The 26,379-nt window shown below is 40.2% G+C and carries 28 protein-coding genes; 18 read left to right on the plus strand and 10 right to left on the minus strand.

The annotated features are described in order from the left end of the window. Nucleotides 1-5: 5 nt before the first annotated feature. Complete coding sequence (locus tag DX873_RS01845; RefSeq protein ID WP_116182827.1) at nt 6-566, minus strand: thioredoxin family protein; 561 nt, start codon at nt 564-566, stop codon at nt 6-8. Nucleotides 567-676: 110 nt separating this feature from the next. Here DX873_RS01845 and DX873_RS01850 point away from each other — a divergent pair, with 110 nt between their 5' ends. After that, the gene (locus DX873_RS01850) at nt 677-1,594 is read left to right on the plus strand and encodes a bile acid:sodium symporter family protein (RefSeq protein WP_116182828.1); all 918 of its coding nucleotides are present in this window, start codon (nt 677-679) and stop codon (nt 1,592-1,594) included. After that, nucleotides 1,591-2,637, plus strand: coding sequence for a lysophospholipid acyltransferase family protein (locus DX873_RS01855; protein ID WP_181899419.1), 1,047 nt, complete (start codon nt 1,591-1,593; stop codon nt 2,635-2,637). Before DX873_RS01850 ends, DX873_RS01855 begins: the two co-directional genes overlap by 4 nt. Here the strand turns inward: DX873_RS01855 and DX873_RS01860 are convergent. From DX873_RS01860 to DX873_RS01870, 3 genes are all read right to left on the minus strand, one after another. After that, nucleotides 2,612-5,134 (minus strand): M14 family zinc carboxypeptidase, encoded by a 2,523-nt coding sequence (locus tag DX873_RS01860; RefSeq protein ID WP_116182830.1) that lies wholly within the window; start codon nt 5,132-5,134, stop codon nt 2,612-2,614. The two genes, DX873_RS01855 and DX873_RS01860, sit on opposite strands and share 26 nt — an antisense overlap. An 88-nt stretch (nt 5,135-5,222) precedes the next feature. Then, the gene (locus DX873_RS01865; protein WP_116182831.1) at nt 5,223-5,594 is read right to left on the minus strand and encodes a PUR family DNA/RNA-binding protein; all 372 of its coding nucleotides are present in this window, start codon (nt 5,592-5,594) and stop codon (nt 5,223-5,225) included. 82 nt (nt 5,595-5,676) lie between these two features. Then, nucleotides 5,677-7,428, minus strand: a complete 1,752-nt coding sequence (locus DX873_RS01870; RefSeq protein WP_116182832.1) for an ABC transporter ATP-binding protein — start codon at nt 7,426-7,428, stop codon at nt 5,677-5,679. Between the two features lie 182 nt (nt 7,429-7,610). Here DX873_RS01870 and nusB point away from each other — a divergent pair, with 182 nt between their 5' ends. The 4 genes from nusB to DX873_RS01890 all read left to right on the plus strand — a co-directional run bounded on the left by nusB (nt 7,611) and on the right by DX873_RS01890 (nt 10,813). Beyond that, complete coding sequence (gene nusB / locus DX873_RS01875; protein WP_116182833.1) at nt 7,611-8,558, plus strand: transcription antitermination factor NusB; 948 nt, start codon at nt 7,611-7,613, stop codon at nt 8,556-8,558. Nucleotides 8,559-8,596: 38 nt separating this feature from the next. Further along, nucleotides 8,597-9,076 carry a DUF1573 domain-containing protein gene (locus DX873_RS01880; protein ID WP_116182834.1) on the plus strand — a complete coding sequence of 160 codons (480 nt, stop codon included), beginning with the start codon at nt 8,597-8,599 and terminating at the stop codon, nt 9,074-9,076. Between the two features lie 11 nt (nt 9,077-9,087). Then, complete coding sequence (yajC, locus tag DX873_RS01885) at nt 9,088-9,378, plus strand: preprotein translocase subunit YajC (protein ID WP_116182835.1); 291 nt, start codon at nt 9,088-9,090, stop codon at nt 9,376-9,378. Between the two features lie 88 nt (nt 9,379-9,466). Next, nucleotides 9,467-10,813, plus strand: a complete 1,347-nt coding sequence (locus DX873_RS01890) for a Gfo/Idh/MocA family protein (RefSeq protein WP_116182836.1) — start codon at nt 9,467-9,469, stop codon at nt 10,811-10,813. A gap of 76 nt (nt 10,814-10,889) precedes the next feature. Here DX873_RS01890 and DX873_RS01895 read toward each other — a convergent pair whose 3' ends face one another. The 3 genes from DX873_RS01895 to pepT all read right to left on the minus strand — a co-directional run bounded on the left by DX873_RS01895 (nt 10,890) and on the right by pepT (nt 13,593). Then, nucleotides 10,890-11,633, minus strand: coding sequence for a hypothetical protein (locus DX873_RS01895; RefSeq protein ID WP_116182837.1), 744 nt, complete (start codon nt 11,631-11,633; stop codon nt 10,890-10,892). Nucleotides 11,634-11,771: 138 nt separating this feature from the next. Next, nucleotides 11,772-12,362, minus strand: coding sequence for a YdeI/OmpD-associated family protein (locus DX873_RS01900; protein ID WP_116182838.1), 591 nt, complete (start codon nt 12,360-12,362; stop codon nt 11,772-11,774). Between the two features lies 1 nt (nt 12,363). Beyond that, a complete protein-coding gene (gene pepT, locus DX873_RS01905) occupies nt 12,364-13,593 on the minus strand; it encodes a peptidase T (RefSeq protein ID WP_116182839.1) in 1,230 nt (409 codons plus the stop codon). A 95-nt stretch (nt 13,594-13,688) separates the two neighbouring features. Here pepT and DX873_RS01910 point away from each other — a divergent pair, with 95 nt between their 5' ends. The 8 genes from DX873_RS01910 (at nt 13,689) to guaB (ending at nt 20,797) form a co-directional block, all read left to right on the plus strand. Next, nucleotides 13,689-14,108: a hypothetical protein gene (locus DX873_RS01910; RefSeq protein ID WP_147296590.1), complete on the plus strand. Its 420-nt coding sequence runs from the start codon at nt 13,689-13,691 to the stop codon at nt 14,106-14,108. 53 nt (nt 14,109-14,161) lie between these two features. Next, complete coding sequence (locus DX873_RS01915; protein ID WP_116182841.1) at nt 14,162-15,202, plus strand: quinone-dependent dihydroorotate dehydrogenase; 1,041 nt, start codon at nt 14,162-14,164, stop codon at nt 15,200-15,202. A 5-nt stretch (nt 15,203-15,207) separates the two neighbouring features. Then, complete coding sequence (locus tag DX873_RS01920; RefSeq protein WP_116182842.1) at nt 15,208-15,867, plus strand: LysE family translocator; 660 nt, start codon at nt 15,208-15,210, stop codon at nt 15,865-15,867. Between the two features lie 21 nt (nt 15,868-15,888). Beyond that, nucleotides 15,889-16,752, plus strand: coding sequence for a hydroxymethylglutaryl-CoA lyase (locus tag DX873_RS01925; RefSeq protein WP_116182843.1), 864 nt, complete (start codon nt 15,889-15,891; stop codon nt 16,750-16,752). A gap of 148 nt (nt 16,753-16,900) precedes the next feature. Next, entirely contained in the window at nt 16,901-18,079 is a 1,179-nt protein-coding gene (locus DX873_RS01930; RefSeq protein ID WP_116182844.1) for a hypothetical protein, read from the plus strand. Nucleotides 18,080-18,159: 80 nt separating this feature from the next. Beyond that, on the plus strand, nt 18,160-18,690 hold the full coding sequence (locus DX873_RS01935) for an FMN-binding protein (RefSeq protein WP_116182845.1): 531 nt from the start codon (nt 18,160-18,162) through the stop codon (nt 18,688-18,690). Continuing rightward, nucleotides 18,690-19,184 carry a hypothetical protein gene (locus DX873_RS01940; RefSeq protein WP_116182846.1) on the plus strand — a complete coding sequence of 165 codons (495 nt, stop codon included), beginning with the start codon at nt 18,690-18,692 and terminating at the stop codon, nt 19,182-19,184. The genes DX873_RS01935 and DX873_RS01940 overlap by 1 nt, the downstream gene beginning before the upstream one ends. A 140-nt stretch (nt 19,185-19,324) precedes the next feature. Next, nucleotides 19,325-20,797: an IMP dehydrogenase gene (gene guaB, locus DX873_RS01945; RefSeq protein ID WP_116182847.1), complete on the plus strand. Its 1,473-nt coding sequence runs from the start codon at nt 19,325-19,327 to the stop codon at nt 20,795-20,797. Nucleotides 20,798-20,803: 6 nt separating this feature from the next. On the opposite strand, the gene DX873_RS01950 is transcribed toward guaB, so the two are convergent. The 3 genes from DX873_RS01950 to lysA all read right to left on the minus strand — a co-directional run bounded on the left by DX873_RS01950 (nt 20,804) and on the right by lysA (nt 23,042). After that, nucleotides 20,804-21,319 carry a thioredoxin family protein gene (locus DX873_RS01950; protein WP_116182848.1) on the minus strand — a complete coding sequence of 172 codons (516 nt, stop codon included), beginning with the start codon at nt 21,317-21,319 and terminating at the stop codon, nt 20,804-20,806. A 69-nt stretch (nt 21,320-21,388) separates the two neighbouring features. Then, the gene (locus DX873_RS01955) at nt 21,389-21,802 is read right to left on the minus strand and encodes a DUF3995 domain-containing protein (protein ID WP_116182849.1); all 414 of its coding nucleotides are present in this window, start codon (nt 21,800-21,802) and stop codon (nt 21,389-21,391) included. A 1-nt stretch (nt 21,803) separates the two neighbouring features. Next, the gene (gene lysA / locus DX873_RS01960) at nt 21,804-23,042 is read right to left on the minus strand and encodes a diaminopimelate decarboxylase (RefSeq protein ID WP_116182850.1); all 1,239 of its coding nucleotides are present in this window, start codon (nt 23,040-23,042) and stop codon (nt 21,804-21,806) included. Nucleotides 23,043-23,198: 156 nt separating this feature from the next. Here lysA and DX873_RS01965 point away from each other — a divergent pair, with 156 nt between their 5' ends. The 4 genes from DX873_RS01965 (at nt 23,199) to DX873_RS01980 (ending at nt 26,290) form a co-directional block, all read left to right on the plus strand. After that, nucleotides 23,199-23,837 (plus strand): LON peptidase substrate-binding domain-containing protein, encoded by a 639-nt coding sequence (locus DX873_RS01965; RefSeq protein ID WP_116183775.1) that lies wholly within the window; start codon nt 23,199-23,201, stop codon nt 23,835-23,837. Between the two features lie 125 nt (nt 23,838-23,962). Next, the gene (gene sucC / locus DX873_RS01970; protein WP_116182851.1) at nt 23,963-25,156 is read left to right on the plus strand and encodes an ADP-forming succinate--CoA ligase subunit beta; all 1,194 of its coding nucleotides are present in this window, start codon (nt 23,963-23,965) and stop codon (nt 25,154-25,156) included. 188 nt (nt 25,157-25,344) lie between these two features. Next, complete coding sequence (locus DX873_RS01975) at nt 25,345-25,746, plus strand: TerB family tellurite resistance protein (RefSeq protein ID WP_116182852.1); 402 nt, start codon at nt 25,345-25,347, stop codon at nt 25,744-25,746. 118 nt (nt 25,747-25,864) lie between these two features. After that, nucleotides 25,865-26,290 carry an Hsp20/alpha crystallin family protein gene (locus tag DX873_RS01980; RefSeq protein WP_116183776.1) on the plus strand — a complete coding sequence of 142 codons (426 nt, stop codon included), beginning with the start codon at nt 25,865-25,867 and terminating at the stop codon, nt 26,288-26,290. Nucleotides 26,291-26,379: the final 89 nt, after the last annotated feature.

The following is a 26,379-nucleotide window of genomic DNA, read 5'->3' on the forward strand; positions in this document are numbered from 1 at the left end:
AAAGGTTAATGCTGTATCCATTTAATATTGCACCCTATACTTGGTTTTTGGTCTGGGTCAATTTCCCTGTTTTCCAATAAAGCGTCCATGGCATTTCTTAGGTCGGTTCCGGTTAGGGGCACGCCATTGCCTGGTCTTGAATCATCCAATTGCCCGCGATAGACCAACTTCAAATCGGCATCGAACAAATAAAAATCGGGAGTGCAGGCCGCATCATAAGCTCTGGCTATTTCTTGGGTCTCATCATACAAGTAAGGGAATGTGTATCCTTCTTGCCGGGCTACTTGAGTCATCAGTTCGGGGGAATCTTGCGGATAGTTTTGCACATCGTTACTTGAAATGGCAATAAAAGCAATACCCTTATCCTGATACTCTTTGGCTAAACGCGAAATTTCCGGATTAACATGGACCACAAAGGGGCAATGGTTACAAATGAACATGACCACAGTTCCTTGGGTTCTCTGTAGCTCTTTTAAAGAACAAAAACTTCCCGAAACTGTATCTAGTAGACTGAAATCTGGTGCCTTTGTTCCTAACGGTAGCATATTACTGGGAGTACGTGCCATAATTATTACAATTTTGGAAGCATGAATTTACTGGACTTTGTCCAAAAAAGGATACAAAACTTTCAAATTCGTAGAAACGTGTATCTTGTAGGCTAAACCTCGGTGTTCATTTGGAACAAATTATAGATAACGTTCACATCAATTTTGATGAAAAATCTCTTTGGACCCTCAATGTGGCTCTGGCATTGGTTATGTTTGGGATTGCTCTTGAAATATCTGTCCAAGATTTTAAACGTCTATGGAAAACACCAAAACCTGTGCTCACAGGGGTAATTTGTCAATTTTTGCTACTTCCCATAATCACGTTTATTTTAGTTTGGATTACCGAACCCGTTCCTAGCATTGCATTGGGGATGTTCATGGTGGCGGCATGTCCTGGAGGAAATGTATCAAATTTTTTCACCCATCTGTCCAAAGGAAATTCTGCATTGTCTGTAACGCTTACAGCTATAGCTACGCTATTGGCCATTTTTATGACTCCCTTTAATTTAAGTTTTTGGGGTGGTCAATACGAACCTACGGCTTCTATTCTAAAGGAAGTGTCCATATCGCCTTTGGAAATGGTGAAATTGGTGGCGCTGTTGCTTGGTGTTCCACTCATTTTGGGGATGCTGGTCAACCATTATTGGCCAACAGTCTCCAGAAAATTGGCCAAAGGGTTTAAAATGGGCTCACTGCTTTTCTTTGTGGCATTGGTTTTCTTGGCCCTGTATAAGAACCGGGATATTTTTATGGAGTATGTCCTCTATGTTTTTTGGTTGGTGGTGGTCCATAACTTAGTAGCATTGACCACAGGGTTTTCTGTGGCCAAAATGTTGGGTTTCTCACGAGAAAATATCCGTTGCATCACAATTGAGACTGGAATTCAAAATTCTGGTTTGGGACTACTTCTGATATTCACCTTTTTTGATGGTCTAGGAGGAATGGCTTTGCTGACTGCCTTTTGGGGCATTTGGCATTTAGTGTCCGGGATTGCGCTGGGTATGGTTTGGGGATTCAAGCCTATTGAAAAAGAAGAATTGGTTTGAAACACCTTGCCTACTTTTTAATCAAATACTGGATTAGAGCTGGACTCTTTTGCTATTATCAAAAAATTGAAGTTGTTGGCTCCGAAAGAATACCCGAAAAGGGCCCTGTACTTATTCTTTCCAATCACCAGAATGCCTTGATGGATGTACTTCTCCTAGCCACTCGATGTAAAAGAAAGCCATGGTTTATTACCCGTTCAGACATTTTTAAGGGTTCTGTGCTCAATTCGCTTTTTGGTTTTTTACAAATGATACCCATTTATCGCATTAGGGATGGCAAAGCTAATCTGTACAAAAACCAAGCTATTTTTGAAAGATGCTCTGAGCTACTCCTGAACGGTGAGGCCATTTTGCTCTTTCCTGAGGCCAATCATAGTCTAAAACGAAGAGTTAGACCGTTGAGCAAGGGCTTTACAAGGATTATAATGACTGCTTTGGAAAAGGACCCAAAAATGAAATTGCAATTAGTGCCCATTGGGCAGAATTATATGAAACCCTCGCAAAGTGGGGATGCAGCATCTCTTTATGTGGGAAATCCAATAGAAGTACAGGAGTTTATGGGCTCTTCAAAATTTGTGGGAGATGTTAAGCAAGAGGTTTTTAAGGCGCTAACAGCATTGACCACTCACATCCCAGAAAATGAATATGAGGATGTTATTTCAAAATTGGAAGGAAGGGAAAGCCTATATCTTAAGCCAGATGCTGTTAACATGATGATTTCAGAGCGGTCCTTTCCTAAAGGAAAGCCTCAAAAGGTTAAAGTTGCAAATACCGTGTCAAGAGCACTTTTTTATTCCTTGAACTTCCCTTTGGTGGTTTTATGGAGGACCTTTATAAAGCCAAAAGTTCCTGAGGTTGAATTTGAAGCTACTTTTAAGTTCGGCTTTGCCATGATTACCTATCCTTTGTTCTATGGGATTTTGTTGACGATACTTTGGAAATATTTTGACGTAAAAACGGCATGCCTCACCGTTTTGGGACATGCCGTCATTAATATCATACTAGTGAAAATTGGCATTACATCATCTGACCGAAGAAAATAGCGTTCATCAGTAGTTTGTTGGTGCCGTACCAAAATGCCCTGAAATTTGTATTGTCAGTAAATAGGATAACCCTTCCCTTGCCCAATCTTTTCACTTTAAAAGGGACACTGTTTTTGATCAGTTCTTCATTTTCTTCTGAGATGTACCCACTCTGCAACGGATTGTTTGTATACTGAATAGGGTTATCATAGCTGTTTTTCTCTGGTTTCAGATAAATATTGGTATTCCTGAACAGAGAAATTCGATTGTTTTTATATCCGTAGTTTATTGGGTGCGACCGGTCTAACTTGGCCTCAAAAATTGCTCCGCCGGTAACCTGGGCTCCATTAAAGTCATTTTTTTGGTCAAATGCTATGTTTTTGGCAACCAAAGTGTCCTTTTTCATCTCAAGTTTCATCAACTCATGCTTTTTGAACCAATTGGCAACATTTCTATAACCGATTACGGTGCCACCATCTTTTACCCAATCTTTGATTTTATCTGCTCCTTTTTTATCCAACAAATTACTTCCCCATCCGCTAGGCAGAATTAAGTCCGTGTATTTGTCTAGATCAACACTGTTAAAATAGCGGGTATCTATTTTGGTGATTTTCATGTTGTATCGAGTGTCGAACAAATGCCAAATTTCACCAGCATCATAAGGTCTTATTCCATCTCCGACCAAAATGGCCACTTTTTGCTTTTTGATGGGGTCAAAGTCGTTACTTCCCAAATCTATACCCTTGGTAAGCCCAGTGGAGACCCCTGCAATGTTGATCGAACTTTCTTCTGCAACTTTTTTCAAGAAAGTATGTAGATCATCTGAATTGAGTTTTTGATTCTGCACGGGAACCATGATGGTGCCGTAGTCATATTTTTTACCCTCAAGGGTAAAAGGAGATTTTGCCGTTTTGGCCCGTAATCCCTTTTTAAGGATTTTGTTCAACGCTTTTGGAGTATAGTACTCATGCCATTCAAACAAATAAGCGTAGTTGCTCTTTTTGTCCACACCTCCAGAAGGCTTTTGAAAATCTACGACTTCAGAACCAGCGTTGACCAGTGAGGACAAATTGCCATAATCCATATTAAAAGACAATGGGAAGGTCCAGGCTGAAACGTCATAAAAAAGACTATCAACGAAGGTTGTTCTTTTTTCGAACATAGCTTTGATCAATCTTGGGTTCTTTTGATTGGTGGGAACGATGTAGCTATGCCCTTTTTTATATGTTTTGCCAGCTATGGTAACATCACTGGCAAGTTCATGGAATTTTATCTTGTGCCTATTCAGGATTTCCGCAAGGTGGTAGGTTCTCAAGGCATCTTTGCTGTCACCGAAAATAATGCCTTTTGTTCTGTTCCTTGAGGCTTCCGCACGCATATCCGCATAGAACTTACGCTGGTAATCCAAGATTTTGGTCCGCATGTTCTTAGCTGCTTCAATGGTGGAAAGTGCCGTGGTAAACTGGTTTCTTATGGTGAACGGAAAAGTAAGGATGCCATTTTCACTTTCTTGGATATGTCCTCTGGAACTTCCTTGCTCGAATAGAATTCCAATACTTCCGTTTACATCGGGAAAAGTAGAGCCTTTGCCATAGTAGTAATCGTCATAATTTTCTTCGGAATAGTACAATGAGCCTATTTTGTCCAAAGCTCTGGCGTGATAGGTTCCGATTTCCTTAGTCAGCTCTTGGTTGATTTTTGGTGTCAACGGATGTACCCTTGATGGTTCTCCGGGTTGGAAGAAAAAGGTTGAATTGGTCCCCATTTCATGATGGTCCGTTAAGATATTTGGTAACCACTTGTGAAAGGTTTCAATACGTGCCCTACTTTCTGGTAATTGTACTGGAAGCCAGTCACGGTTCATATCAAACCAATAATGGTTTGTACGTCCACCTGGCCAAACTTCATGGTATTCCCTTTCGTTGGTGTCCGGATTAAGATTTTGACTTTTATGGACATTGGCCCAATAAGCGAAACGTTGTAATCCATCTGGATTAAAGCTCGGATCTAATAAGATTACCATATTGTCCAACATGGTTTCAATTTCCGAACCTTGGGCCGCTGCAAGATAATAGGCATACGCCAAACTTGCATTGGCGCCACTTGCTTCATTCCCATGGATGGAAAAACCTTGATAGACTACAATTGGCATATTGGAGGTGTTTAAATCACCAGTTCCTTCGGACAAAGCCAAATGTTGTTCCCTTAAATTCTCAATGTTCCCATGATTTTTGGGAGATGTTACGGTAAGCAGGAGAATTGGCCTTCCCTCAAAAGTACTTCCGCGGTCCTCAATGGTCATTCGATCACTGATGGATGCTAGGTGTTTCATGTAGAACACCAATTTGTCATGGGTAACGTGCCATTCCCCAACTTCGTGGCCAATAATTTCTGATGGTTTAGGAATGTTTGGGTCGTAAGTAACATTTTTAGGCAGGTAATAGTCTAGGGTAACGTTTTGGGCAGTAAGATTAAGGCCAACTAGGGCCATTAGAATGAGGGTACTGAGTTGTTTCATTTCGGAAAGATTGAATTAGTCGATGTTAAAAATAAAAAACGGCCTGCACTAGGCAGACCGTTTTTTGGTTTTTTTAAGAGAATACTCTTTAAATATCATCAAAATCCACATCGGTAAAATTACCGGACATGGTTCCATTTTCTTCTGGATTGCCTTCTTCTTTTTTGAAATCTTTTTGGTGGCGTTCAGAAATGACTTCCAGGCCTTTTTCATCAATAATGTAATCCATCATCTCCTCCATAATCTCCCTGAATGCTGCAAAATCTTCTTTGTAGAGATAGATTTTGTGCTTCTTATAATGAAAAGACCCATCATCATGGGTAAATTTTTTACTTTCTGTTATGGTCAAATAGTAATCACCTGCCTTGGTGCTTCTTACATCAAAAAAATAAGTTCTTCTCCCTGCCCGTAGGACTTTGGAGTATATTTCTTCCTGATCCATTATTTCTTTCTCGCTCATATGGTCTAGTGTGTGTGTTAAGTGCAATGTTGAATAATTCTACCAAAAATGTAAAAAAAATGCTAATCGAGCAACTTTTTTGTCATTCTTTCTCAGAGAGTTGGTTGAGATAGAGTTCTTTATAGTAGCCATCTATATTGTTCAATTCCTCGTGTGTACCCTCCTGAATTATCCTACCATTTTCGAGGACAATTATCTTGTCCGCGTTCTTTGCAGAGGAGACCCTGTGGCTAACGATCAGGGTGGTCTTGCTGTGAGAAACCTGCTTCAAATTGTTTAAGATTTCTTCTTCAGTTTCAGTGTCCACTGCAGAAAGGCAGTCATCAAAAAGATAAATATTGGGATTCTTTAGCAAAGCTCTTGCTATGGACACACGTTGCTTTTGACCTCCACTCAATGTTATGCCCCGTTCGCCGAGAATAGTATCGTATTTCTTAGAAAATCCTTCAATGTTCTTGTGTACCACTGCTTTTTTGGCCACGGAAACTATTTCATCAAATGTGGCATCTTCGTTTCCGAAACGAATGTTGTTCTCAATGGTGTCCGAGAAAAGAAAGGCATCTTGGGGCACGGCCCCTATTGCACTGCGAAGATTATCCAAGTTCAATTTTTGAGCCGGGATTCCATCAATTAGAACTTCACCAGAAGAGGCATCATATAAACGGGCCACAAGATCAAGTATAGTAGACTTACCAGCTCCTGTCTTACCCAAAATTGCAACGGTTTGTCCAGCTTTTATGTTAAATGAAACGTTATCAAGCGCGGTGATGTTGGTGTCGTCATAGGTAAATGAAACGTTCTTGAATTCAATATCACCAACAATTGGGGTGATTTCCGCTACCTCGTTTCGTATGTCCGGTTGAACCTTCAGAAACTCGTTGATTCTTTTCTGAGAGGCTTCAGCTCTTTGGATAATTGAGGTCAACCAACCCACTATGGCCACAGGCCACGTAAGCATGTTGACGTATAGGATAAACTCTGCAATGATACCAATAGAGGTTATTTCTCCATTAATGTATTGTTTGCCGCCTATATAGATTACAAAAATATTACTTATACCGATGAGCAGAATCATCAACGGGAAAAACCAAGCATTTACCTTGGCAAGATCCATACTGGTATCTTTTCCTTGGTTCGCCAGTGTATTGATTTCTGAATTTATTTTTGGCTCCAGACTATAAGCTTTTATTACCGCCACACCAGAAAAGGATTCTTGGGCAAAGGTGGACAGGGTAGACAAGTACTCTTGTACCTTGGTGCTTCTTTTATGAATGATCTTACTGATCTGATAAATCAAAACAGAAAGTATAGGTAGAGGAATCAGTGTATAAGATGCCAAAGTGGGCGCTTTAATGAACATCAAGGGAATGATACAGACAAACATGGTCAAGGTATTGATTCCATACATGATTGCCGGCCCGGCATACATTCTTACTTGATTGATATCCTCGCTTATGCGGTTCATTAAGTCTCCGATCCTGTTCTTTTTATAAAAGCTCAGGTTCAATATCTGATAGTGGTCAAAAACCTCATTTTTAAGATCATACTCTATGTATCTAGAGACATTGATAATGGTCTGCCGCATTAAAAAGGTAAAAAGACCAGAGAGTAGTGCTGCTCCAATGATGATCAATATGTAACCAAAAAGTAATTCTTTGGCCTCGGAAATAGAGATAGAGTTTGCGACAAACTTTTCTATGGCCTGTATAGATTTGCTCACATAAGATGGCATGATGAGCGAAAAAACACGGGCAATGATGGTGATTAAAACTCCCATCAATAATTTTAACCAGTACTTTTTAAAGTATTTGTTAAGATGCTTGAGTTCCTTCATATAAAGGGAAAGAGGGTTTCTTGGAGGTATTTATTTGATGATGCTTTGACAAATATAGACCATTGCCCCAAAACTAAATGTTATAAAACTGATAAGAAAATGACTTTGGTAGGACAAGATTGAAATATAAGATTACTTTTGCGCAGTGAAAGCCAACAAACGACTTTAAAGTTCTTTTAAAAATGCTTACTAGAAGGCATATTAGAGTAAAAGTGATGCAATGCATATATGCATTGGTCCAATCCAAGGATGATTCCCTGGAGAAACAACAGAAGTTTCTAAAAGTGAGTATAGAGAACATGTACGTGCTCTACTTGCTGGTGTTAAGCCTTTTAATAGAGCTTCATCGACTAGCGGAAAAACATGCCAATCATGCTTCCAAAAAATATCTGATTACCGAGGACGATAATTATCCCGATCCCGAAAAGTTCGTAAAAAACAGATTACTGCTCCAAATCTCGGGTAATGCAGCACTTCAAAACGAACTATCAAAGCGGAAACTCAACAATTGGTACCTCAATGAGGAATATGTAAAGATCATTTACAAAGAGGTAGTGGCCAGCGATATCTATAAAACTTATATGTCCAATGCAGCAGGTAGTTATGAGGATGACAAGGATGTGGTTCTTCAACTTTATAAAAACATCATAGCGCCCAACGAAAAGATCTACGAGTATTTTGAAGATGACAAACTTACTTGGGTAGATGATATTCCCATTGTAAATACCTTTTTGATCAAAAGATTGCGCAAGGCAAAAGAAAATGCCAGTGAAAAATTCTTTTTGCCAGCCTTGTTAAAAGATCAACAAGATATGATCTATGCCAATGACCTGCTTACCAAAACCTTGCTCAACGATGCCAAATGGGAAAAAGAAATAGAAGGAAAGACACCTAATTGGGACAATGATCGTATTGCGGAAATTGATTCCATAATATTGAAGATGGCGATTTGCGAACTACTCAATTTTCCTTCCATTCCAGAGAAAGTGACCCTCAATGAATATTTGGAAATAGCCAAAGAGTATTCCACCCCTAAGAGCAGTATTTTCATTAATGGGGTTTTGGACAAGTTGGCCAAGGAATATAAATCCAACGGGAGATTGCAAAAAATGGGAAGAGGATTACAATAAACAATATTTGCTTAATTTTGGAAAAATTAATTTAAACCATGAAAAGAATAACGACAATTTTGAGTTTGATCTTGACGGTTGCCTTGGTAAGTGTTTCCTGTAAGGAAAAAGCTTCTGACAAGGTAGTTGCAGACAATGTTGAAAGTGCTACGGACAGAGATGCCGAACAGAAGAATGTTCCTGTAATGAGTTTTGATAAGCAAGAGCATGATTTCGGTACTATTGAAAGAGGTACTCCACAAGAAACAACCTTTTCATTTACCAATACAGGTAATGCACCTTTGATCATTACCGATGCTAAAAGCAGCTGTGGTTGTACTGTTCCAGAGTATCCAAGGAATACTCCAATAGCTCCGGGAGAGTCTGGGCAAATGTTAGTGAAGTTCAATGGTTCTGGTCAAAACCAAGTTACCAAGACCATCACGGTAACGGCAAACACAGAGAAAGGGAGCGAGCTTTTGAGAATAAAGGCTTTTGTTAACCCAAAGGATGCTGCACCAGCAGGTCCAGTTAAATAACTAGGGTTTTAATGGAAAATTTAGGACAGTTTTTACCACTGATATTGATTTTTGTTGTGGCGTATTTCTTTATGATTCGCCCACAGATCAAGCGTCAGAAGGATGAGAAAAAATTTGCTTCAGAGTTGAAGAAAGGTGATCGTATTATCACGAAAAGTGGTCTGCACGGCAAAATTTTGGAATTGAACGACAAGGATTTTTCCTGTGTCATTGAGACCATGGCCGGCCGATTGAAGTTTGATCGTTCAGCAATCTCTATGGAGATGAGCAGAAAATTAAATACCTCGTCCGACAAAAAATAGTACTCACATACATTTTTGAGTGCAAACGTCCCTCGTAAGATGAATTACGAGGGACGTTTTTTTGTACCTTGATTAAAATTTTTTTCACATGGGTACAAGACGACAATTTGTAAAAAGAGGATCACTGTTTATGGCCGGTTTGGGAACTTCCGCTTTGTTCCCAACAGAGATGCTGGCGTCAATACGAAGAACCATTAGCCCCAACGATAGAATTCAGGTTGGACTTATTGGGTGCAAGGGAATGGGGTTTGTCAACTTGCTGTCAATCCTAAAAAATAGCGAAGTAGAAGTGGTTGCCCTTTGTGATGTGGATGAGAACGTTCTTCGAGACAAAACTTCAGAGTTGGAAAAGGCGGAAATCAAAAAACCGAAATGGTATTCGGATTACCGAAAAATGTTGGAAGATAAAGATGTGGACCTTGTTATTATTGGCACCCCGGACCATTGGCACTGCCTTCAATTGGTAGATTCCGTGGATGCAGGCAAGGATGTCTATTGTGAAAAACCCATAGCTAATTCCATAGCCGAATGCGAGGTAATGCTATCCAAGGTAAATTCCAGCGACCGTATGGTTCAGATTGGGCAATGGCAACGTAGTCAACCCCACTTTGTGGATGCCATAAACTATGTACATTCGGGAAAGCTTGGGCAAATACGCTTGGCTAAGGCTTGGGCGTATCAAGGTTGGATGCAGCCTGTTCCACAATTGCCCGATGGCTCTGTACCAGAGGGAGTTGATTATAAAATGTGGTTGGGACCAGCTCCCGAACGTACTTTCAACCCAAATAGATTTCACTTCAATTTTAGATGGTTTTGGGATTATGCAGGAGGATTGATGACTGATTGGGGGGTTCATTTGATTGACTATGCATTGTATGGGATGAAAGCTTCGCTGCCAAAGTCGGTAATGGCCCTGGGAGGAAAATTTGCCTATCCCGATGACGCTTCCGAAACCCCGGATACCTTGCAGACCGTTTACGAGTTTGATGGATTTTCCTTGCTCTGGGAGCATGCTACCGGTATTGATGGGGGCAATTATGGTCGAAATCACGGCATTGCGTTTATCGGGAACAACGGAACCTTGGTATTGGATCGTGGGGGTTGGGAAGTAATCCCGGAAAAAGATAGACCCAATTGGGACCAGGACCTTGGACCCAAGATAGAAGCGGTACCTATACAAAGGGTGGATGCCAACGGTTTGGACCTCCATACTACCAATTTTCTGGAAGCTGTCAAAAAAAGAGATGAATCCATACTTAATGCTCCAATGAAAATAGGATACGATGCCGCTATGGTCTGCCATATGGGCAATCTGGCTTACAAAACAGGTGAGCGTTTGTTCTGGAATGCCGAAAAAGGAGGTTTTGACAATATGGAAGCCAATGCCTATCTAGGCAAAACCTATTATAATGGGTGGCAGTTTCCAAAGAAATAAGTTATGCCTTTGTAGATGAATGTGGTTTTTGAGAGAGCACCTATCATTTCGAAAAAACGGTCATTTTTATTGTGATTTATTCTTTGTTGGCAAATTGTTCTTTTATTGTGACAAAATCGTCAATTAGTTTTTTAAGTGAATTTGACAACTTTTGTTCTTCGATAGACCGCAATCTATCTTCAATATCCCAAACTGATCTTTCCAGTTTGATGTAATCGAAAATACGTTTTGGAATGTCATTTTCTTCTTTTATTTCTCGGTGATCATCAAGCAAAACCAAATATTCCCTTTCTTCATCATTGAGCTTTTTGTTCCAATAATCGTTTCTCTTGGAAATTGATTTATACCAAGTTAGTAGTAGATCTTTTTGCGGATGAAGCCCATTGTTTTGAAGAATTCTGATATCCTCTTCAAATAAGGATATGCCTTCCTCGAAATCTATATGACAATACGGAAACAGTTTGATACTCCATTTTAATTTATACGCTTCGGGTATTTTTGTTACTCCTAGCTCAACCCTTTTACCATCAATGAATTTGTAACGGAAGTCCTGATAACAAATTTGGCCTATATAATATTGATATGATAAGTGCCCAAACGCCTGCTGATACCCTTCTTTGGTATTGCCAAATGGTAATTTAGGGTGATTTGTGGGATATTCTCGATTTAAATCTGGTTCAATATAAACCGTGAATACACTTCCTTTAATCAAAGGAATATGTTTGTACCAACTATGAATATCTAATAGATACGCAGTGAACCTATTGATTTGCTCTTGAGTTGGAATTGATAGTTTACTTATGGTTTCAATATAGTTCATTCAATGTTTCCACACTAGTAAGGACATAAATTCATTTTAATGTACATATCTTAACAATGTGCGAAGTTCACTAAAGTTTTGACTCAGATAAACGGTAAATGGACGAATGAGTTTATCGGATTGACGAATACTTACATTTTACCTATAAGCATCGTTAAGCCCAACCCCTTTTTCAATCATAGGAAGGATTTTCTCCAATCTTTTGAGTTTGGTTTTTTCCTGTTTGGCTTCCAAAATGTATTCGCAGAATTCTTTTTGTTTATAAGGAGAAAAAGCGTCGAAACTCGATTTCAATAACGGGTTGTTGTCCAATTGCACCCGGAGAAGTTCCGGTATTTTGGCCTTGGACCCTTTTTCCACGGAAATTTCCTTGCCCTTTTTTTGATTTTCAATGGATTCCAATAAATATTCCCGTATTGCGTTATGGTCCAACTCATCCACTGACTGGAATTTCCAATGCCGCATTCCCTTGGTTTTTCCTTCTTGGGCATTTTGCAACACCTTTTTTGGATCACTTAGAAACACTCCGTTGAAAAACCAAAGTCCAAAATGGTTCTTGAATCGGCATATGCCAAATACATTTTTACCATTAATGGTATATACCGGAAAGTTCCACTTGTAACCCTCTGTACTCTCAGTTTCCTGGGCAAGGGAGCGCAATAGGTTAATGCCATCCTTAAAAGGATGTTCTTTTTCGTAGTAGTTTTTGAGTTTTTCCGCCTTTTCCATACTACTTTATTTGAATGGCCGTGAGCTCACATATTTTAACGATGACCTTAACAGCTTTTTCCATGCTCTCCAAGGGAATATATTCATATTTTCCGTGAAAGTTATGGCCGCCAGCGAAAATATTTGGACACGGCAGCCCCATAAAACTCAGTTGGGAACCATCAGTTCCACCCCTTATGGGTTTTATGATCGGCTCAATATCCAGCGATTCCATAGCCTCTTTGGCAATTTCTACAATATGAAAAACAGGCTCTACTTTTTCGCGCATGTTTTTGTATTGATCATCAATCTGAAGATTTACACAGTCCCCGTATTTTTTGTTGAGTTTTTCCTTGATGTCTTCCAAAAGTTGCTTTCTGGCTTCAAAATGGAGGGCATCGTGATCACGGACAATAAGTTCAACCGTTGCTTTTTCAATCTCACCTTTAAATAGGTGAACATGGAAAAAACCTTCCCTGTCCGAAGTCTTTTCGGGAACCTCGTTTGGCGGTAGCAATCCCAGGAACTCATTGGCAATGCCTATGGCATTGACCATCTTGTCTTTGGCATAACCTGGGTGTACGCTTTTGCCCAGGACAGTTATTTTGGCACTTGCGGCGTTAAAGTTTTCGTACTCCAATTCCCCAACCTGGCTACCATCCATGGTATAGGCCCATTCCGCACCAAATTTTTTTACATCGAACTTATGGGCGCCCCGTCCTACTTCCTCATCGGGAGTGAAGGCAATCCTAATCTTACCATGCTTAATTTCCGGATGTTGGATCAAATACTCCATGGCAGTGATTATTTCCGCAATTCCAGCTTTGTCATCGGCACCTAGCAACGTATTACCGTTGGTGGTGATCAAGGTCTGACCTTGGTATTGGAGCAAATCCTCAAAATAATCCGGAGATAGAACAATGTTTTTCTGTTTGTTGAGCACGATGTCCTTACCATCGTAATTTTTCACAATTTGGGGACTGACGTTCTTACCTGAAAAATCAGGAGAAGTATCCATATGGGAGATGAAACCTATGGTAGGCACCTTTTTATCCATATTGGACGGAAGGGTGGCCATGATGTACGCATTCTCATCAATGGAGACTTCCTGCATACCTATTTGATGAAGTTCCATGACCAGCTTTTTAGCCAGGTCTCTTTGTTTTTCGGTAGTAGGGGTGGTTTTGGAGTAAGGGTCGCTTTGGGTATCTATGGCGACATATTCAAGAAATCTGGGTAGTAATTTTTCCATAACATGCGTTTCATCAAAAATAATGCTTATTCAATCGTTATTTTGAGAAAAACCGTTTTTGAAGACCTATATTTCTTCGGTTTAAAACATACGGTTTGAAAAAAGTTCCTTTAGTCTTACTTATGGTTTTCTTTAATGTAGGTCTATCCCAAGAAGATTGTCAATTGGGAGTTGGCGGGCAAGATGATCAAGTGATTATGGAGGTATTTCAATTAAATGATAATCAAAAGGACAAATTAAAAAGCTGGAGCGCTGAACTTAAGGTTAGGAACGATATCCTTAAGGACCGCGCAAAACATCTTTTAAAACGTCATGAAGGAAGTTCACCCGAAGTTTTGATGACTTTTTCAAAACAATACAAAGATATTTTGGATAGTATGAAGCAAAATGCACTTATGATGGACAGGCGTCTTTTGTCCACATTAAATGCCAAACAGTACAACCTTTATTTGGAACTTTGTAGTCAACTTACCCTACGCCCTATGTATGTGGATAGGTCAGTTGACGAAAAATAACCAATTTCTTACAAGCTGAACTAAGAGTTTATATTTTTGTCAAAATTTTTTGAATGTACAAATTCCTCATTCGCCCGATTCTTTTCTTATTTGACCCTGAAGTAGCACACCAAATTTCATTTAGTGCCATAAGAATACTGTCCAAGCTGGGAATAAATCATCTTTTCAAGAAAATGTTCATCATTAAGGACCCAAGATTGGAAAAAGAAGTCTTTGGATTGATATTTAAAAACCCGGTGGGTCTAGCGGCAGGATTTGACAAAGATGCAAAGCTCTACAACGAATTTTCAGATTTTGGTTTTGGATTTATCGAAATTGGTACGCTGACTCCCAAGCCACAAGCAGGAAACCCAAAAAAGAGATTGTTCAGATTGGTGGAAGACAGTGGAATCATCAATAGGATGGGGTTTAACAATCATGGGGTGTTTGAGGCAGTGGAGCAACTCAACAAGAAACACAGGGTCCTGATCGGGGGCAATATTGGAAAGAACAAAAAGACTCCGAATAAAGATGCCATAAAAGATTATCTCATTTGTTTTGAGGCGCTATTCGAGCACGTGGATTATTTTGTGGTCAATGTTAGTTCTCCCAACACACCTGGGTTACGGGAACTTCAAGATAAGGAGCCTTTGTTCAAACTGCTGAAGAAATTGAAAAGCCAGAACGGAAAACTTTCCAAGAAATTGGAGTCAAAAGAAAAACCGATTCTTCTTAAAATAGCACCGGATCTAAGCGATGACCAGCTTCTGGATATTATTGACATCGTCAAAGAATCAAAAATAGATGGTGTTATTGCTACCAATACTACCATTTCTAGAAAAGGGTTAAAGTCCCACTTGATTTTGACAGAAGAACAAGGAGGTCTTAGCGGAAAACCTTTAACAAACAGAAGTACCGAGGTAATCAGATTCTTGGCAGAAAAAAGCAATAGGGCATTTCCTATTATTGGAGTGGGTGGGATTCACTCAGCAGAGGATGCTTTGGAAAAGTTGGATGCTGGAGCAGATTTGGTACAATTGTACACAGGTTTCATTTATGAAGGACCTGGCCTCATTAAAAAAATCAACAAGGCAATTTTAGAGCGGACATCATAGTTCATATGTTTACGTTGTTCATTCAAGAAACGGCATTTATCAACTACCCAATATTGATTGGGTTTGTTGTGGCTTCTGCCGCTTTGGCCATTTCTCCTGGTCCGGATAACATTTATGTGCTAACCCAAAGCATTTCCAATGGAGTAAAAGCTGGGATGGCCACCACGACCGGGCTGGTAAGCGGTTGTTTGGTTCATACTACCTTGCTGGCATTTGGGGTGTCGGAAATCATCAAAAGAAGTGATGCGCTTTTTTTCGGAATCAAGATGTTTGGTGCAATCTACTTGTTGTATTTAGCTATCCAGGTTTATAAAAGTGATGCATCCCTCAGCTTGGACAACACCGGCGGCAATGGCAAAAGCCATAGTAAACTGTTCAAGATTGGTTTCACCATGAATGTGCTCAATCCCAAAGTGACCATTTTCTTTCTTGCCTTTTTTCCGGGGTTTCTGTTTAGTCAGGAGTTGAATACGGTAGTTCAGTTTTATGTGCTCGGCTTACTTTTTATGCTCTCCGCGTTTATCATTTTTGGAACAATCGCCGTTTTGGCCGGAAAGATTTCCAAGTATTTAACAAAGTACCCGCAATCGGGGTTGTTCTTGAAATGGCTTCAAATAACTGTCTTTGTGGGTATTGCCGTATATCTGTTCCTATCAGATAAATAGTGGTAAATTTACCATCGTCCTATGGCAAAAGTTAAACTCATAGAATGTCCGCGTGATGCCATGCAAGGCATCAAAACATTTATCCCAACAACAGAAAAGGTGAAGTATCTACAATCTTTGCTGGGGTGTGGTTTTGATACCTTGGATTTTGGAAGTTTTGTATCTCCGAAAGCGATTCCCCAAATGCAGGATACGGCAGAGGTACTGGACCAGTTGGATTTATCCAAAAGTAAGAGCAAATTACTTGCAATTGTGGCCAACATCAGAGGAGCCCAAGATGCCAGTCAATTTGAAGCAATAGATTACTTGGGTTTTCCATTTTCCATTTCTGAGAATTTTCAAATGCGGAACACCCACAAAACAATTGCCCAATCCGTAGATACCCTAAAAGGTATTCTAGAAATTGCGGATTCCAAAAACAAAGAGGTGGTTACCTATATTTCCATGGGATTTGGGAATCCATATGGAGACCCTTGGGATGTGGAGATAGTAGGGGAGTGGACCGAAAAATTAGCGGGAATGGGCGCGCGGATACTGTCACTTTCAGATACCATTGGAAGCTCTACTCCAGAGGTAATCGATTATTTGTTCTCCAATCTAATTCCAAAGTATCCCAAGGTAGAATTTGGAGCTCATCTGCATACTACACCAACCAAATGGCACGAGAAGGTAGATGCTGCCTACAAGGCAGGTTGCAGACGTTTTGATGGAGCTGTTCAAGGCTTTGGTGGGTGCCCAATGGCCAAGGATGAACTTACTGGGAATATGCCCACTGAAAAAATGCTTTCCTATTTTACTACGGAGAAAGTGGATACAGGCGTAAATTGGATGGTATTTGAGGCAGCCTACAACAAAGCAACTGAGTTGTTTTCTGTTTATCATTAATGGCAATTGAAAGGGTTAAAAACGTCTTGCTGTTAAACCTTCATTTTTATTTAAAATAAGTCTAAATTAATTTGGTCACTTCATGTAGTGGGAATATATTTGCCGCCGTAATTATTTATATTTAATCTAAATAAATAGACCAGCACCAATGAAGCACCTAATTTTTTTCTTGACACTGCTTTTTGCAACATCCATCTATGCACAAACGCAAACCGATTCAATACAACTTGACCCTCAAAAGCAAATAAATGCTGCGCAACGTTTGCTTTCTGGAAACTATGCTTCTGCAGTGACGGTAGGCGCCTATGGGGAAATGTTGTATAACCAACCCGAAGGGCAAAATGGAGAGTTGGACGTACAACGACTTGTGGTACTTTTTGGATATCGATTTGATGATCGTACCCAATTTGTTACGGAAATTGAATTTGAGCACGTAGAAGAGGTTTTTGTAGAACAGGCTTTTGTGAACTACAATGCCGCACCTAATTTTAATGTTCGAGGTGGACTTATGCTGGTTCCAATGGGAATTATCAACGAGTTCCATGAACCGACCACCTTTAACGGAACTGAGCGTCCTGCGCTAGACAATGCCATAGTTCCCACAACTTGGAGAGAACTGGGTGTGGGTGTAACAGGTAGATTCAATTCAATCTCTTTGGGATATCAAGCCTACCTTTTTAACGGGTTCAAATCAACCGAGTCTGATGGCGAAGGTGGAATAAATGGAAAGCTAAGAGGTTCAAATGGTTTGCGTGGTGGAAGACAGAAAGGAATCCAGTCAACCATAGACAGCCCCAACCTTTCCACAAAACTTGACTATTACGGTATTCCTGGTCTGCGTTTGGGCTTTTCCACATACTTTGGACGCACCCAGGCTGAGGACGAGATAGAACAATTTGATGGAGCAGATATTGGGATTACCATGTTAGGTTTGGATGCCCGTTATGCCTATCAAAAGTTTACTGCAAGGGGACAATTTATCCATGCCTCACTTTCCGATACAGATGCATATAATAATCTAACAGGAAGCAATTTGGGAAGTACGCTTCAAGGATGGTACCTAGAAGGAGCCTACAATGTACTGCCTGTTGGAAAGCGGCAAAAACTTTTTGCATTTGCACGCTACGAAAAGTATGATACCCATGCTGACACCGAAGGTGGTTTGATGAGAAACGAAGCCTATGACCGAACCGATGTGACCACTGGTCTTACCTATCACATAGCACCGGGGGTTGTAGTAAAAGGTGATTATCAGTTCAGAAGCAATGCCGCAGATGACAGTGATGTGGCAGATAGACTAAATTTTGGAATAGGGGTGTGGTTTTAATCACACCTTTTATTTCAAGAAGGGAACAGAAACTTCAATCTAGACTATTCAGAATAAGTCTAAATTAATATATTTGTGGGATGAAATCGTTGGAATCGTACAGCTTATTTTTTCTGGCCTTCGTGTTCTTGGCGTTCAGTGTTCCAAAAGGTCTGAACAAAAAAGTGGTCAAGGAAGTTGAAAAGACTTTTGAAGTGGCCGACTTTACCATGGACCCCATTAAGGTTTCCTCAGAATTGAATGAAAATCTTCCAACCAAGATTTCCAGTGAGAACCTTTATCGTGTGCTCCAGAACGAATCAATTTTAGGCTACGCATTTGTAGATCAAGCCCCAAGCAAAACAGCCAAATTTGACTATCTGGTAATTTTTGATAAAGATTTGGCTATCATCAATACCAAGGTATTGATTTATAGGGAAGAATACGGCGGGGAAATTGGAAGCAAACGTTGGCTGAAACAATTTATAGGAAAAACTGGTGATGATAGGGTGAGCAGCGAAACCAATATTGATGCAATTGCTGGTGCTACCATATCTGTAAATTCCATGACCAAGGCCATGGACAACCTGCTTCAGACAATAGGCATTTTAAAGGATAAAGGAGAGCTGTAATGGTCTACAACGGATTGTTGACAACATTTCCCAGAGAAATTAGATTGTTTATTGCAGTATTCGTTATTATTCTTTCCATTGGGTTTTTTACAGGACTACTTTTTGTGAAACAAACAGATTCCACAACTCCTGCGGGTGTGGAAGAAAACTATTTGGGCAATGAAGATGATGAAGATGCCGCGGTTATGAAATTCAAGAAAGGGGATAGGGAAATGCTCACCATTGTACATACCCATATTCTATCTATGGCTTTTATCTTTTTTCTTTTGGGCGGATTGGTTTGGATTTCCGATTTCCCAAAGAAATGGAAACTCTTTTTGACCATTGAGCCATTTCTTTCGGTAATCTTGACTTTTGGAGGGATTTATCTTATGTGGAAAGGGATTTCATGGTTCAAGTATATTGTAATATTCTCCGGAACACTCATGACCGTAACTTATGCGTTTTCGGCAGGTTTGGTATTTTGGCAATGCTTTCAGCCAAAAAAGCATTGATCTTTTGAGGCTTCTTGGTTAATAGGGGCAAAATCTAACTTTATTTCTCCTCTCTTTTTAAGGATTTGGTATAACTTTTATCGCAGCGGGTTTTTGAATTAAATTATGGTATATTTGCACGCAATTAATCCGTAATTGCAATGGAAGCCCACCTAAACAAAATTGTTGGCGAAGGACTGACGTATGATGATGTTCTTCTTGTGCCTTCTTTCTCTGAAATACTTCCACGAGAAGTTAATATTCAATCCAAATTTACCAGAAACATAAGTATCAACGTACCTATTGTATCTGCTGCTATGGATACCGTGACCGAATCCAGAATGGCGATTGCCATGGCCCGCGAAGGAGGGATTGGTGTACTGCACAAGAATATGACCATAGAACAACAAGCCATAAAGGTGCGAAAGGTGAAGCGTGCGGAAAGTGGAATGATCATGGATCCTGTTACACTTCCTATGGAATCAACTGTCAGAGATGCCAAGGCCAATATGAAGGAACATAGCATTGGCGGTATTCCTATTGTGGATGAGAACAAAAAATTGATTGGAATTGTTACCAACCGGGACCTCCGTTTTGAGAAAAATGATGACAGGCCCATTAGTGAGGTTATGACTTCGGAAAATCTTGTAACGGTAGGAGAAGGTACTTCTTTGGCCGAAGCTGAAGTTATTCTACAGAAGAACAAGATTGAGAAACTTCCGGTAGTCAATGATGACAATACCTTGGTTGGGCTAATAACCTTTAGGGATATTACCAAGCTTACCCAAAAACCCATTGCAAATAAGGATCAATATGGTCGATTACGTGTTGCGGCGGCCATTGGGGTCACATCAGATGCTGTTGATCGTGCAGGTGCTCTTGTTCAGGCTGGTGTAGATGCTATTATCATTGATACTGCCCATGGTCACACCAAAGGTGTGGTCAGCATATTGAAAGAAATAAAGAAAACCTTTCCGCAATTGGAAGTGGTAGTGGGAAATATCGCCACTGGTGAGGCAGCAAAATATTTGGTAGAGGCTGGAGCGGATGCCGTAAAAGTTGGCATCGGACCCGGGTCTATTTGTACAACCCGGGTTGTGGCCGGGGTTGGCTTTCCCCAATTTTCTGCGGTCTTAGAAGTTGCCGCTGCTATTAAGGGAACGGGAGTTCCCGTTATTGCCGATGGAGGTATTCGATATACCGGAGATATTCCAAAAGCGATAGCCGCTGGTGCAGATACCGTTATGTTAGGCTCACTATTGGCCGGTACCAAAGAATCTCCAGGAGAGACCATTATTTATGAAGGTCGAAAATTCAAATCGTACCGGGGTATGGGCTCTGTGGAGGCTATGAAGGAAGGGAGTAAGGATCGGTATTTTCAGGATGTGGAGGATGACATCAAAAAGTTGGTCCCAGAAGGAATTGTGGGACGAGTGCCTTATAAAGGTGACCTATATGAAAGTATGCACCAATTTATTGGTGGATTGAGAGCAGGAATGGGCTATTGTGGCGCAAAGGATATCGAAACCCTAAAAGAAACAGGTCGTTTTGTAAAGATTACATCCAGCGGTATCCATGAAAGTCACCCACATAACGTGACCATAACCAAAGAGAGCCCTAATTATAGTAGGTAGGGGAAATTATTTCCCTGCATAGGTCTCCCAATCCTTGTCCTTGTAGATATTGTCCCCGAAATATTTAGCAATCTGTAAAAAGGGTTTTGCTTTTTGATACCCGGGAACGGGCGAGAGCATATTAAGATTTTCATCAAGGAACACAACCGTTGGATAGCTCAATTTGCCTTGTAAAAGGGCTGCTGCAAGCTCATGGTAACCCCTTCTTCCTGAAGCGATAAATTTGAAGGTTTTGCCTTGGTATTCAATAGGGTCTTTTCCTTCCCCATCTAGTTTCACCATATAAAAATTATCCTGCATATAGGCAGCAACCTCAGGGTTTTGAAAGGTATCTTTGTCCATTTTTTTACACCAACCGCACCAATCCGTGTACACATCAATGAAAAGTTTCTTGGGCTGAGCATCAGTTTTGGACAATTCTACGGCTTCTTCCCAAGATACCCAGTTTATGTTTTGGGCATGTGATTGAAAACCTATGAAAAGAAGAAAAAGTAAGCTGATTTGGGTAAAAATTGTCCGCATAGTTCCTGTTTTTGACGATTTCGTCGTGCTATCTATACAAAACTAACGAAAATTGTGCCATAAAAGTATCTAGTTAAAAAACTCCAGAATTAGGATAAGTATCCCCATCAACAGACAAAGAGGAGAATAATAGCGTGTGTCCAAGGCAGAAAATTTGCTGTTTTTGGCCGTTTTAAAGAAGCCGATATACTTGAAATCTCCAAAAGCACGAATAATAAATATGAACCCTATACCCAACGATACATAGTTGAGCCACGGATAATCTACATATTCAAGAACTTTATTTATAAAAATGAAGGCAAAAAACAATAACAGTATGCCTACCAATACTGCCCCAAATTTTCCAGGAGATTTTACGGTATTGTTCTTCAAGTTGGTGGGTAGTACCGCAGAAGGATCTTTAATTCCAAAGATGGACCAATAAAAATGAAGGACCGCCAAAAAAATCAATACTATGGAGAGGATGACGGCCAATACGTCCATGCTATTTTATGCTTTCTGCTTTAGGTGTTTCAAACAAATCTTTTGCGTCCACTTGGTTTCTCAAGATATCATCAAAGGTCTCACGCTCTCTAATTAAATGTGCCTTTCCTTTATACCAGAGTACTTCTGCAGGTCTGTAACGGGAGTTGTAATTGCTGGACATGGTAAAGCAATAGGCTCCGGCGTTTTTAAAGCAAAGGACATCACCTTCGGAAATTTCATTGATTCTACGATTACTTCCAAATGTGTCCGTTTCACAAATATAGCCCACAACGGAATAATATCGTTCTTTTCCTTTTGGATTTGAAATATTGATGATTTCATGACCCGATCCATATAGCATCGGGCGAATTAGATGGTTGAAGCCTGAATCCACACTGGCAAAAACCGTTGAAGTGGTTTGTTTGACCACATTTACTTTTGCTAGAAAATAACCCGCTTCGCTTACCAAGAATTTGCCAGGTTCAAAGGCCAAAGTAAGCTCTTTTCCATATTCAGCACAGAATTCATTAAATCTTACGGTGAGCTTTTTGCCTAGCTCTTCTATGTTGGTCTGAATGTCACCTTCCTTATAAGGTACTTTAAAACCGCTTCCAAAATCTATGAACTCGAGATTCTTAAAGTTTTTGGCTGTTTCAAATAGGATTTCAGAAGCGTAAAGAAAGACATCAATGTCTAGGATATCGCTTCCTGTGTGCATATGAATCCCGTTGATGTTCATTTTGGTCAACTCTACAATCCGTAACAAATGGGGAATTTGATGAATGCTGATTCCAAATTTTGAATCTATGTGTCCAACTGAGATTTTAGAGTTCCCCCCGGCCATAACATGTGGATTGATCCGTATGCAAACGGGGATATCCGGGTGCTTGCTACCAAACTGCTCCAAAATGGACAGATTATCGATATTGACCTGCACTCCCAGAGCAGCAGCTTCCTCAATTTCCTCCAAGGACACACCATTCGGAGTGTAAATAATGGATTCTGGCTTAAACCCTGCCATAAGCCCCAGTTTGACCTCTTGGATAGAGACTGTGTCAAGCCCACTTCCCAAATGGTTCATGAACCTTAGGATATTTATGTTGGAGAGTGCCTTTGCGGCATAATTCAGCCTAAGGCTACCAACACCTTTGAACGCTTTGGTCAATCGCTTGTATTGAGCGGAAATTTTTTCAGCATCATAAACGTATAAAGGGGCACCGTACTGTTCGGCAAGCTTCAATAAATTTTGCGAATCCATAATTCATCAGTCTTTAAAACAAATCTAAAGGATGTGCAGTTGTTGCACAAAACAAAAACGCAAATTAATACTTTTATAACAAAATGTTATAAATAACACTTAATGAATGTTTGTGCCTTTTGGCCAAGCATTGTACATTTAAAGCAAATAGCCAGAATGAAATTACCTTTATTTCCACTGCAATCCATATTCTTCCCGGGGGAAACCGTACCACTCCATATTTTTGAAGACCGTTACAAACAATTGATCAATGACTGTAGGGAGGAGGCTATCACTTTTGGTATACCGGTGTTTATTGATAATACTATATCCTATGGTACCGAAGTGCAATTGGTTGAAGTCGTCACTACTTATGAATCCGGTGAAATGGATGTGGTCTGTGTGGCACGACAGGTTTTTAGGATACTTTCTTTTGAGAACAGAATGGAAGGGAGGCTTTATGCCGGGGGAGATGTAGAGTTTTTAGATTTGGTATATGATGCTGATGACCCTATGCGGGAAGAAGTTCTCCAGAAAATAGAAACGTTGTACCGTCTTATGGAAGTTCCATTTACAAAGATTCCGCCCAAACAGTTCAACAGTTATTCCTTGGCCCATAAAATGGGATTGTCGTTTCAACAGGAATATGAATTGTTGCAGATTCCAAAAGAAAGTGATCGTTTGGCCTTCATCAAAAGTCATTTGGAAACTACCATAAGAGTCTTGCAAGAGGTCAATCGTACAAAGACTATTATTGATCAAAATGGGCATTTTAAAAACTTTGATCCCTTGGATTTCAAAAATTTCAAAATTTAGAGGACCATGTTTTATAAGTTGGCAATAAGGGTCGATTGTGTTGTAAGAAATTAATTCTTCCGCTTCACCTTCTTATTGTCGTGTGTGTTTTCTATTTTTGTCGCCGAACAAAAGTTAATGCATAAATGAATCTTCACGAATATCAAGGAAAGGAAATCTTAGCCAGCTTTGGAGTTAGGATCCAACGGGGAATCGTTGCCCGAAATGCCAAGCAAGCGGTAGATGCCGCCAAACAGCTTACTCAAGAAACGGGAACCGGATGGCATGTTATAAAAGCACAGATCCATGCCGGAGGACGTGGAAAAGGTGGTGGTGTCAAGTTGGCCAAAAACTTGAAAGAGGTTGAAGAGCTGGCTGGTAGCATCATTGGGATGAACCTTATTACTCCACAAACATCGGCCGAAGGGAAAAAGGTACATCAAGTACTGGTTGCGGAGGATGTGTATTATCCTGGAGACAGTGAGACCAATGAGTTTTATATGTCTGTTCTATTGAACAGGGCTACAGGAAGAAATATGGTGATGTATTCCACAGAAGGTGGAATGGATATAGAAGAAGTGGCGGAAAAAACCCCACATCTGATTTTTACCGAGGAAATTGACCCAGGAATGGGCTTGTTGCCGTTTCAGGCAAGACGTATTGCCTTCAACCTTGGACTCTCTGGAGCTGCTTTCAAGGAAATGGTAAAATTTGTATCTGCTTTGTATAAAGCTTATGATCAAAGTGATGCCAGTCTTTTTGAAATTAATCCAGTACTTAAGACCTCGGATGATAAGATTATGGCCGTTGATGCCAAAGTAACCATAGATGACAATGCGCTGTACAGAAGAAAATCATACGCAGAAATGCGAGATTTACGGGAAGAAAACCCTATTGAGGTGGAAGCCCGTGAAGTAGGTCTCAACTATGTTGACCTTGATGGAAATGTTGGATGTATGGTCAATGGGGCCGGGTTGGCCATGGCTACCATGGATTTGATAAAAATGGCAGGTGGGGAACCCGCAAACTTTTTGGATGTTGGAGGTACCGCGGATGCCAAGAGGGTAGAAGAGGCCTTCAGAATTATACTAAAGGACCCCAATGTAAAGGCTATTCTAATCAATATTTTTGGAGGAATAGTACGTTGTGACCGTGTGGCCCAAGGTGTTGTTGATGCTTATAAGAATATGGGAGACGCTATCAAGGTTCCAATTATTGTAAGATTGCAAGGAACCAACGCTGAACTGGCCAAGGAAATTATTGACAATTCTGGATTGGCAGTGCATTCAGCCGTACAGTTCCAAGAGGCTGCAGATAAAGTTAAAGAAGTACTGGGATAACCAGTTTCTCTATACAATTTAAGGGCAACGTTGATTTAACGTTGCCTTTTTTGTTTTACATAGTTTGTCGTACTTCAGTTATTGGTGCAGGTTGCAGTAGGTCTTGAGCCAATTCAAGGCTTCTTAATGTAATAAAGTTGACGCTTTTTGAGTTATCTAGGTTACAGCTATACTTCAAGTACAAAACTATGGGCTCTTACCAGGAAAAATTGAGTATTCTTTCAGAGATGATTGCTTTCGCTCGGGTAGATCATTCCCTTAAGCAATCTGAATATCAGTTTTTGCTGGGCGTTGCTTCCAATTTGGGGGTGAACAAAGATACCTTTGAAGACCTGTTAAGGGAAAAATCCCCTAAGGTGGTTTTAAAGTCCCAACCGCAGCGCATTGTACAGTTTCATAGGCTTCTTTTGCTGATGAACATAGACAGGGAGCAACATAAAAAGGAAATAAACAAGCTCTACAATATCGGACTCAAAATGGGCTTGCCCCCTGCGGCCATCGGTCAGGTTCTTGAAGTAATGCACAACTATCCGAACAAGGTAGTGCCTCCGGAGGTGCTAATCGATATTTTCAAGGCACATTACAATTAATGTCATTTTGACATAAAATTATGTTAAAAACATGTCATAATGACACTGTTCTGGTATTGGTACACCCTTTGACTATGTATTGGTGATTCAAATGTGTAACAAAAAAATATTGAACACCATGAGTATAGTTAAAAGAAATAGACTGTTTTTCCCGTCCCTTATGAACGATTTGGCTGGACCAGATTGGTTTGGTGGTATGGACAATTGGAACAAATCGGTTCCAGCGGTCAACATCAAGGATAATGAAAAAGATTTCGAGCTGGAACTAGCTGTTCCCGGAGCTAAAAAGGAGGATTTCAAAGTAGAAGTGGACAACGATGTTTTGACCATTTCCAGCGAGCTAAAATCCGAAAATGAAGAAACGAAAGAAAATTATACCCGAAAAGAGTTTTCATTCTCCTCCTTTAAAAGAGCTTTTACCTTGCCAGATTCCGTAGACGGCTCAAAAATTGATGCCAAATACGAAGACGGTATTTTGAGATTGACGCTACCTAAACGACAAGAAGCATTGCCCGAACCTAAAAGGGTTATCTCAATAGGATAATACAAAATATCAAAAGCACCAACTTAGGTGTTTCATGATGGTTGATTGAGTTGGTTGGTTTGTTTGCGCGTCTCTTGCAGCTATTGCAA

It is taken from the genome of Flagellimonas nanhaiensis, from assembly GCF_003382275.1.
Lineage (GTDB): Bacteria > Bacteroidota > Bacteroidia > Flavobacteriales > Flavobacteriaceae > Flagellimonas > Flagellimonas nanhaiensis.